Below are 12631 nucleotides of genomic sequence, written 5' to 3'. Positions count from 1 at the left end.
CAGGGCCGCTACAACGAAAAGCAGAGTTCGGGGCGTCAGCCGAACACTTGTCTGAGCCCCCGGAGGAACGGGCGAGGGTCGTCGAGCTTGAGGTAGTCGAACTTCGGTTCCGCGAGGCAGGAGGCCAGTACCTCGCGAGCACGTTCGGAGAAGACCGGACGGTCGACGAGCGGCGAGTCATCTCGTAGCACCGACAGCAGGTGGTCTAGCTCGCCGTACAGTTGGTGGCTCCCGAGCCCGAGCTCGTAGCCGGCGTCGATCTCGTCCGCGCGCCCGGTCGCCTGCTGCCAGTAGTAGAACGGGAAGTCCGCGCCCGCCTGGACCGTCGACGGGAGGGACTGCCACATCCGGGGGTTGATCTCGATGGGTTTGTACTCGCCCGTCTCGGCGTCACGGATGTACTCGATACACGCGAGCCCGTGCCACTCGAGGTGGTCGAGCAGCCGACGCGCCACTCGTTCGAGGTCCGGCAGGAACATCGACTGGCGGTAGACCCCACCGCCACCAGTGTAGGAGTTCCCGCGTATCTGTCGGTGCTGGAACGTCGCCACCGCCCGTCCGTGGTCGTACAGCGCCGCGAACATGAGCTTCTCCGCGGTCGGGACGAACGACTGGACGATGGGGACGTGGCCCATCTCGGCAGTGAGCGCGTCACGGTCCGGGGACTCACCGGGTGCGAGGTGCTGGACCGTCTTCACGACGGCTGACTCGCCCGGCTCGTACTCGGGGAGGTAGCCGTCGGCGAGGAGGTTGAACCGGGACTTGACGATGCTCCCACGGTCGGGGTCGGGCTCGAACTCGTCGAGCGTGCAGGTCTCGGGGAAGGGGACCCCCGCGTCGGTCGCCGCCGCGGCCAACTGAACCCGGTCGTGGACCCGTTCGAGCGTCGCGGGGTCGGGCACCGGCAGCGAGACGTACGGGGCGAACTCCTCGGCGTACCGCGAGAGGACGTAGGTGTCGTGGGGACGGATGGGCACGATGGTCCGGACCTCGGGGCGCTTCGCCAGGTCGACGAGCGCGTCCTTGTACGCGACGAGATCCTCGTACGGCGAGGGGAGGTCGACGAACTCGTCGCAGTAGCGGGAGGCGGCGGCGGGCACGGTCCGGTGTTCGGAGCCGACGATGGTGGTGACCCCTTGCCGGCCGAGCGACCGGACGGTCGTAAAGCTCGCAGGGTCGTGGCCGGTGGGAACCACCACCGCGCCACACTCGCGTGTCGGCGTGTAGATGGACATTCACTCCGATAGTATGGCTACCGGTAGGATAGTAAGCATCCGAATACCAGCAGCCCGTCGCACAGTCCGGTCAGGCGGCCGTGATCGGCACCGGCGTCTCGGTCCCGGTCGGGGTCGGCGTTGGTGTCGGGGTCGGCGTTGGTGTCGGGGTCGGCGAACCGGCACCGGCCGCGTCCCCACCGGTGGCCCCGGCGGCAGTCTCGGTCACCGTCACCCAGACGAACACCGAGCGGTAGGCGGTCCGGTCGTTCGGCTGTGCCGGCGCGTCACCCGTGTAGAGGTAGTAGACCAGTCGGAGGTCCTCACCCACCAGTTCGGGGCGCACGGCGGTCCGTTCGGTGACGCGCTGGTCGTCTTGCAGCGTCGTCTGGAAGGCCGCGACCCGCTCGCGCTGCACCACCACCAGGCCGTCCTCGGTGGTCCGGACCCGCTGGAGCTCGGCGACGACGGAGTAGCGCGTCCGCTCGCCCTCGAAGTTCTCGATACCCACGGCGTACTCGTAGCTCTCACCGACGACGAGTTCCTCGGGGTAGCCCGACGCGACGAGGTCACCCTGCGGGTTCTCCGCGAGGAGGGTGAACCCGGAGTACGACTCGGCCGCAGGCGGCGCACTGAACGCGAGTGCGAGCGCGACGACGGCGGCGACGATCGCCACGATGAGCACGACGTTCAACAGCCCCTCGAGAGCACCGGTCGCCACCCGCGCCTCCGCCGCCTCCTCGCGCCAGTTCTGGATGGGGACCCGGTAGCGCTCGGCTCGCGGGACGCTCCGGCGACGGACCGCACCGAGCACCATCCCGGCGAGGATGAAGACGGTGAAGCTGTTGACGACGGTCGTCGACTCGTAGCCAAGCCCCGTCGCCGCGAGGAACACGCCGAACAGCGGGAGCAACGCGAGACTCGTCCCGAACGAGAGGACGACCCGCTCGCCCCACCGGAGACCGTGGGTGCCGTCGAGCAGCCAGCGGTACTGCGTCTCCTCGGGGTATCGCATCCGGGGGAACAGAAGCGAGAGGAGCGCGTACCCAGGGAGGAAGAACACGAACGGGAGCGCGAGGACGATCTGGAGCACGCCGAGCGACCCCGCATACGGCCCGAAGAACGCCAGCGTCTCGAACAGGACGACGAACGCGCCGACCAGGACGATGTCGACCGGGAGCCCGAGGATCGAGCTGACGGATTCGGCCAGTTCGGCTTCTGTCTGTTCGGAGTCTGATGAGTTCATTGCGGGGTTGCTCTGTGTCATAGTGTCGCGTCGATTGTCCGCTCGAAGGTGCACACCGCCGCGTGGGCAGTGGGTCGGGAGTGCCCCCCGATATTCGATGAGTACTGCCCCGGAGAACGGCATTGTTATGAACCGTGTACCGGTGCCACATCGGCCGCAAACCCCGCGTGGCGGCCGGTGAACCGACGAGACCGGACGCCACCGTTCAGTCGGTCGCCACGTCCGAGCGCCCGGAAACGGGTACGGTAACGAGTTCCTTACAACGTGCTCACGACTGCTACATCGGGCAGAAATCATGACCAACGACTTCACCTACGGGATGTACGCCACGTTGTTGGAGGCGGGGCTCGACGTCGGCTTCCCGTTTCTCACGGTCCGGGAGTATCTCTCGATGGACGCAGAGGAGCTCCCGCCCGCGTTCATCGTGTTGCGACACGACGTCGACCGGAAACCGGCGAACGCGCTCGATTTCGCGCGCATCGAGGCCGAACGCGGTATCGCGAGCACCTACTACGTCCGGACGGTGCCGACGGTGTTCGACCCCGATCTCGTTCGCGAGATCGAGTCGCTGGGCCACGAAATCGGCTACCACTACGAGGACATGGACCGCGCGGACGGCGACGTCGAGGCGGCACACGTCTCGTTCGCCCGCCACCTCGCCCGCCTGCGGGAGGTGGCGACCGTCGACACCGTCTGTATGCACGGCAACCCGCTCACGCCCCACGACAACCGCGACATGTGGCGCGACGACGACGAGTTCGACGAGTACGGACTGCTCGGCGAGGCGTATCTCTCGATGGACTTCGAGGACGTCGCCTACTACTCGGATACGGGCCGGACGTGGCGTGACGGTGCGCTGAAGGTGAAAGACCACACGTTCGGCGTCGACGGCGGCAAGCGGCAGGCGTCGACCACGGGCGACCTCGTCGACCTCCTTCGCGAGACACCCGACGGCCGGTTCTGCCTGCTCTCACACCCCGACCGGTGGGCCGACACACCGGCCGAACTGGTGACGGAGACCGCCTTCGACACGGCGAAGAACGTCTCGAAGTACGCCATGCACGTGGTGACCAGCCGTGGGGGGTGACCGCCTGCGCGTGCTGGTCGACATCCAGCACCCCGCCCAGGTCCACCTGTTCCGCAACCTCATCGCGGAACTGGAGCGACAGGGCCACGAGACGCTCGTCACCGCTCGCGAGAAGGAGGTCACCCTCGAGCTGCTCGACGCGTACGACATCGACTACGTCTCGCTGTCGGCACGCCGACCGGGGCTCGTGGCGGCGTTGACCGAGCTGGCCGTCCGCGAGGTCAAGATGGCGCGGCTCGTCCGCCGGTTCGACCCGGACGTCGTCGTGAGTCGGCTGAACCCGCCGGCCGTCCACGCCGCACGGCTGTTCGGCGCCCGCAGCGTCGTGGTCAAGGACACCGACATCGGTGGCTCGGCGCTCGGCCGCGTCCTCCACGCGACGACGCTCCCGTTCGTCGACGTGCTGTGTGTGCCGCCGGGGCTCGACCTGCCCGTTCCGGCCGCACGCACCCGGACCCTCGCCTTCCAGGAGCTCGCGTACCTCCACCCGGACCGGTTCACCCCCGACCCGGACGCGCTCGCCGCCTACGGTGTCGACGTCGAGGCGCCGTACACCGTCGTCCGGCTCGCGGGCTGGGACGCGTACCACGACGCCGGGGACTCTGGCATCTCGCGCGCGACGCTCGACGAGCTGTTCGCGATGCTGGAGGCGCACGGCGACGTGTACGTCTCCAGCGAGGCCGACCTCCCCCCGGAGTTCGCCGACCACGCGCTGCCGGTGCCGGTCCATCTCGTCCACGACCTGCTCGCGTACGCGGACTGCTACGTCGGCGACTCCGGCACCATGTCCTCGGAGGCCGCGCTGCTCGGAACGCCGGCCGTCAGGATCACGTCGGTCGCCGGCCCCGACGACGAGCACATCTTCCGCGCGCTCGAGGAGGAGTACGACCTGCTCTACTCGTTTTCGGACGAACGGGCGGCGCTCGACCGGGTTCGCGCGCTGCTCGCGGACGGGGAGGCCAAACGCGAGTGGCAGGTGAAACGCGACGCCGCAGTCGACGACTGGGGTGACGTGACGGCGACGATGCTGTCGCTCGTCCTCGAAGCCGGCGGCATCGAGGAGCCGACGGTCGGCCACGTCTCGACTCCCCGGTCGCTGGAGTCATGAAGCTCTGTCTGTTCGGCGACCTGTTTCTCGGTGGCGACCTCGACGGGACCACCACGTCGCCGGTCGACGTCGCCGCGTTCCGCGAGAGCGACGTCCGTATCGGCAACCTCGAAGCGCCGCTCGCGGACGCACCGCCCCGAACGGACAAGATGGTGCTCGCCTCCCCGCCTCGACTGGTCGACCACCTGGTCGAGCTGGGCGTCGACGCGGTCGGGCTGGCGAACAACCACGTCCACGACGCGGGGCTCGACGCCATCGCCGAGACGCGACGGCGGCTCGACGAGGCCGGCGTGGCATCGTTTGGTGCCGGCGAGACGCTCGCCGAGGCACGCGAGCCGTACTGGGTGACGCCCGAGCTGGCCGTGTTCGGCTACTGCGAGTTCGAGAAACCCCACCTCCAGCTCGTCGAGGTCGCCACCGACGACAGCCCGGGCGTGAACCCGCTCCGGTACGAGATGGTCATGAGCGACCTCGACACCCTGCCCGAGGGGGCGACGGCGCTGCTGTACGTCCACTGGGGTCGCGAACACGTCTGGCTCCCCCCACGAGCGGACGTCGAGTTGGCGCGGCGGCTGCTCGAAGACGACCGGGTCGCCGGCATCGTCGGCACCCACGCGCATCGCCCACAGGGGTACCTCGACCACGCGGGCAAGCGGGCGTACTTCTCGCTCGGCAACTTCCTGTTCCCGAACCTGTACCTGACGCCGCCCGGCACCAGCAGTCAGCCGGCGACCGTCCCCGACGACGTGCCGGTGACGACCGGCTACCACCCGGTGAGCGAGCTGACGTACAAGCGATGGGGCGCCCGGAGCCGCCACTCGCTGGTCGTCACGTTCGACACCGAGACAGGGGCGTTCTCCCACCATCCGGTCGTGCAGGCACGGGACGCCCCGGTCGTCACGGACTGCACGGGGCCGCGGGCACGCGCGGTCACGGGACTCGTCGAGGCGCTATCGGCGGTGTATCGGCTCCCCGCGAGCAGTTACCGGCCGCTGGCCGACGGGAACGCCGCCGTCTCGGGCGTCACCGCGAACGCCCGGATCCTCTGGTTCTACCTCCGGGAGAACGGCCCCGTGTGGTGTCTCGACCTGCTCCGGGAAGCCGTCCGAGCGCGTCGCACCGGTGGCCGGGTTCGCGACGCCGTCTACCGACACGTGACCGGGGACGAAACGAGCCGGCCGCGGCGGGTCGACTCCCGTGTCGACTGACCGACGGGTACCCCGGTAACGGTCTCCCTAACAATACGTTCTGAACCCCTCTCGACTGGCGATTAGTGGTGTGCGTATGAACCGACGCAAGTTCGTGAAGCTGACGGGGGGTGTAGGGGTAGCAACGGCACTCGCGGGCTGTTCCAACCCGTTCGGTCGGGGCGGAGAGACGGAGGCGACGCCCAGTCCGGGCGCGACGCCCACGCCCACCCCCGAGGGAACAGTACGACCGGAGCCGCCGTACGCCGACGAGTACGGCACGGTCGTGAACATGGTCGCGGCGGGCGCCGACCGGACCGGGAACGAGAACATCCTCGACGTCCTCGAATCGCACGCGGGCGACGACACGCTCCTCTACTTCCCCGAGGGCCGGTATCTGCTGGCCGAGGACGGCCTCCACCTCCTCGATTTCGAACACTTCGGCATCGTCGCCGACCGCGCGGTCATCGTCCCCGAACGCGGCTACGAGGGAGTGCTGTTCGACTTCGGCCGCCCCGGTCGGGCGACCGACCTTCGCATCGAGGGGCTCGGGTTCGACTTCCGGGCGCCCGACACCGGGCCACGCCCGCTGAGCGTGCTGGTCGACGACGACGTCGTCATCCGCGACCTCTCGGTGACGGGCATCCAGGACGCCGGCTGGGGGATGCTCCGCATCGACATCACCGGCGAGAACGGCACGGGCCTCGTCGAGGGACTCCACCTGCCCGACGGCTCCATCTCCTCGACCGGCTCGACCGGCTGTCTCGTGGGCGAACACCACCGCGGCGAGATCCACTTCGTCGACGCCCACATCGAGGGGTTCTCCGACAACGGCCTGTACGCGGACCCCCGCCAGGGCGCGGTGCGGGTCACCGGGGGGTTCTTCGCCAATAACAACGTCTCGAGCCTGCGCGTCGGCGACAACAGCGTCGTCCGGAACGCCCACGTCCGGTGTGACGCCAAACCGGACGGGTTCGGGAACATGCGGGGCCTCTGGCTGCGGCACGGCAACAACGTGCTCGTCGAGAACTGCTCCATCGAGCTGCACCGCGTGACCGGCAGCGACGGCGCGCTCGTCCTCGCGGACGAGCTCGAGGCGGCGACCGTCCGCAACACGGTCATCCAGGTGAACGTCGACGACATCGAGGCCATCCGCGCGAAGAGCCCGAAGTCGAAGGTGGCACTCGACGGCCAGTGTCTGTTCGAGGGCATCACCATCACCGGGACGGCCGGTGGCGGCTCCACCATCAACGTGACCGACCGGCTCGCCTGCGAGTTCCGCGACCTCTACGTCCGCCAGGACGGGCCGAACCGCGACGGCTTCAAGTTCAACGACTGCCGGGCGCTCGTCGAGGACACCTACATCAACGTCTCGGGCCGGGCGTTCGTCACCGACGACGGCTCCGAGATCGAACAGATCGGCGTCCGGACGGGCGCGCTGACCGGCATCGACCGAGTCCGCTACGACCGACCGTGACGACACCAGACCGACAGCCCTGGAGGGGTAACGACGGCCTACCAGCCGGGCGAGCCGGGGTGACCGGAGGGAATCGATGAGCGACGCGTCGCTGAAGGAGCGTCTCGCCTCGGGGCTGAAGGCGACGTTCGCCGCCCAGCTCCTGACGATGACGTCGAGCATCGTGCTCGTCATCCTCCTCACCCGAGAGTTCCTCACCCCCGGGGAGTTCGGGCTGCTGTTCTTCGGGCTCTCGGTGCTCGGCGTAATAAACACGTTCGCCAGCCTGGGCATCCCGAAATCGACGGCCCGGTACGTCAACGAGTACGGCGAGAAGGACCCCACGCAGATCCGGTACATCATGCGCCGGTCGCTGGTGTACCTGCTCGTCTTCGTCCTCGGGATGAGCGTCGCGCTCGCGCTCGTGGCGACGCCCCTCGCCGACCTCCTCGGCGAGCCCGACGTGGCACCGCTGTTGCAGGTCGGTGCGCTGTACGTCGTCGCGACCTCCGCGACGAGCTATCTCAACACGATGTTCCAGGGGTTCAACCACGTCTCCCGGAGCGCGATGGTCTCGGCCATCTCGGCGGTCGGGCGCGTGGTGTTCGCCGTCGGGTTCGTCGCGCTCGGCTTCGGCGTCACCGGCGCCCTCCTGGGGTACATCGCAGGCGACGCCATCGCCGCCGTCGTCGGAGGCATCTTGCTCTACCGGGAGCACTACTCGCAGTTCGAGGAGACCACCGACCCCGAGCCGGGGCTCGCCCGCCGCATCCTCGAGTACAGCATCCCGCTGACGGCGACGAAAGCTGCGAACGTCCTCGACAAGCGCGTCGACATCATCCTGCTCGGCGTCCTGCTCAACCCCGTCGCGGTCGGCTACTACGTCGTCGCGAAACAGGTGTCGAACGTGCTCTCGACGCCCGCCGGCTCCTTCGGGTTCACCATCTCGCCGGCGTACAGCGAGCAGAAGGCCAAGGACCGGGCCGAACACGCCGCCCGACTGTACGAGACCGCGTTCACGTACGTGCTGCTGTTCTACATCCCCGCCGGCGTGGGGTTGATCCTCGTCGCCGACTCCACCATCCGGGTCGTGTTCGGCGCCGACTACCTCCCGGCGGTCCCCGTCGTGCAGGTGTTCTCGGCGTACATCCTCGTGTACGCGATAAACAAGATCACGAGCGACGGCCTCGACTTCCTCGGGCGCGCCCGCGAGCGGTCGGTCGTGCTGACCGCGACCTCGGTCGCCAACTTCGGGTTGAACCTCGTGCTCATCCCGGAGTTCGGCGTCATCGGCGCCGCCGTCGCCACCGTCGTCACCAACACCGTCTACACGCTGAGCAACGTCTACCTCATCCACCAGGAGCTGCCGGTCCGCACGACGAACGTGGTCCGGAACACCGCGCTCATCTGCGGCATCACCGTGGCGATGACAGCAGCCATATTCCCCGTCCTCGGCTACGTCTCGGGCCCGCTCACCCTCGCGGGCGTCGTGCTCCTCGGTGGGGGGATCTGGGCGGTGCTCTCGCTGGCGAGCGGCCTCGTCGACGTCCAGCGCGTGAAGGCGTTCCTCTGAGCCGACCACGCACACCACCTTCCTTCCTGTATAGCCACAACCGGCGCCCCCGAGAGCGTCAACGGGGTACGAGCGGGCGCCATGTCGAGTCGGGCGCTCGCGCACGCACGGAGACCCATGGGAGTGGTGAGGGATTGAGGATGGGAGTGGTGAGGGATTGAGGATGGGAGTGGTGAGGACGGTGGAGAGGGCGAGGAATCGATGAGTGGGAGATAGAAAGCCCGTCGTAACACCGGCTATCGCCCGGTTTCTCCGCGATCGCTCAGCCCATCTGCCATCGCTCGGCTCGTCCGCCATCGCTCGGCTCGTCCCACCCACCGAAGCGAGGACTCGACGGACGAGGACGACCCGAGCCACTGCACGACGAGCGGTCCGTCCCCGACGAGCGACGCCCGACCTGGCCCCGGCTGCTGTACCGATCGCCGCTGTAACACAGCCCTATAGCTCGTCGACGGCCGAGTATCCACGTCGTACTCCTTCGACTGCCGAGTGGCGACCCGAGGAGCGGCGAGTGCCAGTATCGGCGTTACCCCCTGAAATCGGCCGTGTAGGTATGTCATACCGTACCAAAACAGACGGGTAACAGCCCATTACCACCCCCGCGGACCCCCGGCTGACTGCCACCGAGTAGGTAACAGCCGACTACCAAGGGTAGGTGATTCCTTCGGGACCAGGCTGGTAATCTGACAGTAGACTACGCGATGTGGTACGTAAACACCACCAACTGGGAAAATCGATTAAGAGGGATAGTCTGTTCCTACCGAGCGTGTTGCAGCCCGACAAGCAGAACACAGATGGGAAGGAATCGCTTATGCAGCGTAGGTCGGTCCTAAAGCTGGCTGGCGCGACAGTCGGCCTGGGGGCGCTGTCGGCCGCGCCGATCGCGCAGGCCCGTCCAGACAACGTCATCGACCTGGGTAACGAGGGCCTACAGCCCGGAGACGACCTCAGTCCGTACCTCGACGAGTACTGGCAGAGCGGCAACGAGGTTCACATCCCGGGCGGCGAGTACGAGCTCTCGGACGTGGACAGCCTCGAGATCGACGCCGACGAGGACTCGTGGCTCATCGGCGACGGCGACGTGATCGCCGACCACGGCGACGTGCACGTCCTGTTCAACATCACGTCGAACGGCGACGCGCACGTTCGGATGCAGAACATCACGCTGAAGGGAATCGACAGCACCGAGGACGGCGACATCGGGAAAGTCCGCGTCTGGGCGGAAGACGAGGAGGGGCTCGTCGAGCTCATCAACTTCAACCGCCCGGACGGCGCCGACGGTGGCAGCCGCGCATCCGGCTTCTTCATGCCCAAACCGCACGCCGGTGTGGGGCGGTTCATCAACTGCCACGTCGAAGGGTTCACCGACAACGGCCTCTACGGCACCCCGTTCGCGGGGGGCGACTCCGACGACGGCATGGGGACGGTCGAGGTGTACGGCGGGCTCTACAAGAACAACGACGTGAACAACATCCGCGTCGGCTGTGACGACTCGAAGGTCATCAGCGCCGCGGTCGTCTTCGACGACGTCCCGTACGGACAGGAGACGGGGTCGCACAAGGGGATTCGCGTCCGCCAGGGCGGGGCGAACCAGGTCATCCACGACTGTGACATCACGGTGTACGACGAGCCCGGTGCCGCAGCGGGGATCAAGATCGACGACAGCCGCTTCGAGAACGGGCTCGACTCGGACGTGACGGTCACGGACACCCGGATCTACAACGAGATCGATGCGGGCGCCGTCCAGACCAGCGACGAGGACTTCCCCATCTCGGGGGAGAACATCCACCTGACGGGGCCCGGCGACCTCGACCTGCAGGGGTCGGGGCCGTACTCGGACGTCTACCGCGGGAGCGAGGCCGACTCGCCCACCGAGCAGAAGCGCTGGGTCGACGGCTGGGGCGACGCCCCCGACGGGAGCACCAGCGACAGCGGCTCGACCGACTCGTCGACCCTCGCGGTCTCGACGATGGAGCCGTCGAGCGTCGGCTCGACGACGGCGACGCTTACCGGTTCGCTCGACAGCCTCGGCGGCGCGACCGGCGCGAGCGTCTACTTCGAGCACCGAGCGACGGGCACCGACGACTGGCGCTCCACCTCGCCGGAGACCGTCGAGGAGACGGGCACGTTCGAGGCGACGGTCGACCTGCTCGAATCCGGCACCGAGTACGAGTACCGCGCCATCGCGGAGACGGTCGACGGCAACGCCACGGGCAGCGCCGTCTCGTTCAACACCTCGTACAACCACTACCTCGAAGTCCAGACGTTCGACAACTCGGGGATCGTCTACGACTTCACCGTCGACGGCTCGGTCGTCAAGGCCGACCACGCCGGCAACAACGACACCATCACCGACAACGGTGACGGCACCTACTCGGTCGAGGGTGAGACCGGCAACGGGTTCTACGACGACTACTACTTCAACGGTCAGGTGACGGCGTTCAGCGCCGAGACCCACCCCGAAGCCGACAACGGGGACTACGAGCTCCGGCTCGACGGCGATGTCGTGACGGTCGACGAGCTGACCGGGCAGTCCGACTCGACGGACTCCACGGACTCCACGGACGACACCACCGATTCCACCGATTCGACCGACGAGACGTCCGACTCCACGGGGAGCGGCACGAACCCGACCATCTCGACCTTCGACGTCTCGGAGGCCGGCTCGCCGAACCCGCACCTCGACGTCACCTCGGTCTGGGAGGTCGCGGACGCCGACGGCGACCTCTCGTGGGTGCTCGTGCAGGTCGTCAACAGTAGCGGCCTCGTCGTCGACGCGGCGAAGACGTCCATCTCCGGCGACTCGGCTGCCGACGTCAACTACTTCAAGGTGAAGAATGTCGACGGGCAGTCGTTCAGCGTGAAGCTGACCGTCAGCGACGCTGCCGGCAACACCACCACGGTCACGAAGTCCGTCTCCGAATAGACGACCCCTCGGGACCACCACACTTCCCACCTGTTGTGGGAGTACCGTCTTGTGCGTGCAGTAAGCTGTTCATACACACCTCAGAAGCCCTGATCTAACGGCTTCGATGCACACCACGACGGCGTGAACCGATAGAACCGTTCGAACGTCCGATTGTATTCGCCGTATAACAATCCCCGTTAGCTGAGACGATGGTATCAGCAACCACGGAGGTTGTCTGAGGCAACAGATGCAACAACACATCGAAGAGTCGACGCCGAGTGTCACGCGCCGGACGGTGATGAAGGCCGCCGGAATGGCGACCATCGGGTTCGGAGCGGTCGCCGCGGGTGCCGGTTCCGCGGCGGCATCCATAGAGTGTGACACCTGTGTCGAAGTCGGGAAGGTCGACGCGCGACCGCCGGTCGGAGAGACGGTATATACGTTCAACAAGGGCGGAGAGACCCTCAAGGTCAAGGTCGTCGTCGAGAACACGGACACGAACGACGGGGAAGCGTGGCGGTTCGACTGGAGCGTCCTCGAGAGCGCCAGCGAGTTCTGTGGTCCCAACCGTTCCATCTGCCGCATCGACGTGAAAGGTGGCCCGGGGACGAACGTCAACAGTTACTGCAGCGGTGCGTACGCCGGTGGGGCGAGAGCCCCCTACAACCCGAACAGCGGGAAACAGTACGGCATCAGCAACATGACGTTCTACTTCTGCTACACGGACGGCGACTGTGCAGAAGATTTCGGCGGTGAAATCGTGGACTGTGATGCACCGGACCTCACTGCGCCGGCGAAGAGCCGGGGTAAGAACCACTGACGGCGCTAACGCCCCGATTTTTCCGGTGCCGC

9 protein-coding genes are annotated in these 12631 nt (G+C 67.3%); 7 read left to right on the top strand and 2 right to left on the bottom strand.

What is annotated here, in order from left to right:
* Positions 1-35: 35 nt before the first annotated feature.
* Positions 36-1235 carry a carboxylate--amine ligase gene (locus tag NL126_RS10180; protein WP_255198810.1) on the bottom strand — a complete coding sequence of 400 codons (1200 nt, stop codon included), beginning with the start codon at positions 1233-1235 and terminating at the stop codon, positions 36-38.
* Between the two features lie 70 nt (positions 1236-1305).
* Positions 1306-2481, bottom strand: a complete 1176-nt coding sequence (locus NL126_RS10175; protein WP_255198809.1) for a DUF1616 domain-containing protein — start codon at positions 2479-2481, stop codon at positions 1306-1308.
* A 274-nt stretch (positions 2482-2755) separates the two neighbouring features.
* Here NL126_RS10175 and NL126_RS10170 point away from each other — a divergent pair, with 274 nt between their 5' ends.
* The 7 genes from NL126_RS10170 to NL126_RS10140 all read left to right on the top strand — a co-directional run bounded on the left by NL126_RS10170 (position 2756) and on the right by NL126_RS10140 (position 12599).
* Positions 2756-3547: a polysaccharide deacetylase family protein gene (locus NL126_RS10170; RefSeq protein ID WP_255198808.1), complete on the top strand. Its 792-nt coding sequence runs from the start codon at positions 2756-2758 to the stop codon at positions 3545-3547.
* A complete protein-coding gene (locus NL126_RS10165; RefSeq protein ID WP_255198807.1) occupies positions 3537-4655 on the top strand; it encodes a DUF354 domain-containing protein in 1119 nt (372 codons plus the stop codon). The genes NL126_RS10170 and NL126_RS10165 overlap by 11 nt, the downstream gene beginning before the upstream one ends.
* Positions 4652-5863 (top strand): CapA family protein, encoded by a 1212-nt coding sequence (locus tag NL126_RS10160; RefSeq protein WP_255198806.1) that lies wholly within the window; start codon positions 4652-4654, stop codon positions 5861-5863. Before NL126_RS10165 ends, NL126_RS10160 begins: the two co-directional genes overlap by 4 nt.
* A 76-nt stretch (positions 5864-5939) precedes the next feature.
* Entirely contained in the window at positions 5940-7319 is a 1380-nt protein-coding gene (locus NL126_RS10155) for a twin-arginine translocation signal domain-containing protein (protein WP_255198805.1), read from the top strand.
* 76 nt (positions 7320-7395) lie between these two features.
* Complete coding sequence (locus NL126_RS10150) at positions 7396-8871, top strand: flippase (RefSeq protein ID WP_255198804.1); 1476 nt, start codon at positions 7396-7398, stop codon at positions 8869-8871.
* An 811-nt stretch (positions 8872-9682) separates the two neighbouring features.
* Entirely contained in the window at positions 9683-11797 is a 2115-nt protein-coding gene (locus tag NL126_RS10145) for a fibronectin type III domain-containing protein (RefSeq protein WP_255198803.1), read from the top strand.
* A 229-nt stretch (positions 11798-12026) separates the two neighbouring features.
* A complete protein-coding gene (locus NL126_RS10140) occupies positions 12027-12599 on the top strand; it encodes a hypothetical protein (protein WP_255198802.1) in 573 nt (190 codons plus the stop codon).
* Positions 12600-12631 lie beyond the last annotated feature (32 nt).

This window comes from Halorarius litoreus, from assembly GCF_024362405.1.
Lineage (GTDB): Archaea > Halobacteriota > Halobacteria > Halobacteriales > Haloarculaceae > Halorarius > Halorarius litoreus.
The sequence above is the reverse complement of the archived record's forward strand: the minus strand, read 5'-3'. Positions and strand labels throughout refer to the sequence as shown.

Excerpts from the sequence above, each read along its gene's own strand:
- NL126_RS10180 (WP_255198810.1), bottom strand. The coding sequence starts at position 1,235 with ATGTCCATCTACACGCCGACACGCGAGTGTGGCGCGGTGGTGGTTCCC.
- NL126_RS10175 (WP_255198809.1), bottom strand. The coding sequence starts at position 2,481 with ATGACACAGAGCAACCCCGCAATGAACTCATCAGACTCCGAACAGACA.
- NL126_RS10170 (WP_255198808.1), top strand. The coding sequence starts at position 2,756 with ATGACCAACGACTTCACCTACGGGATGTACGCCACGTTGTTGGAGGCG.
- NL126_RS10160 (WP_255198806.1), top strand. The coding sequence starts at position 4,652 with ATGAAGCTCTGTCTGTTCGGCGACCTGTTTCTCGGTGGCGACCTCGAC.
- NL126_RS10155 (WP_255198805.1), top strand. The coding sequence starts at position 5,940 with ATGAACCGACGCAAGTTCGTGAAGCTGACGGGGGGTGTAGGGGTAGCA.
- NL126_RS10150 (WP_255198804.1), top strand. The coding sequence starts at position 7,396 with ATGAGCGACGCGTCGCTGAAGGAGCGTCTCGCCTCGGGGCTGAAGGCG.
- NL126_RS10145 (WP_255198803.1), top strand. The coding sequence starts at position 9,683 with ATGCAGCGTAGGTCGGTCCTAAAGCTGGCTGGCGCGACAGTCGGCCTG.
- NL126_RS10140 (WP_255198802.1), top strand. The coding sequence starts at position 12,027 with ATGCAACAACACATCGAAGAGTCGACGCCGAGTGTCACGCGCCGGACG.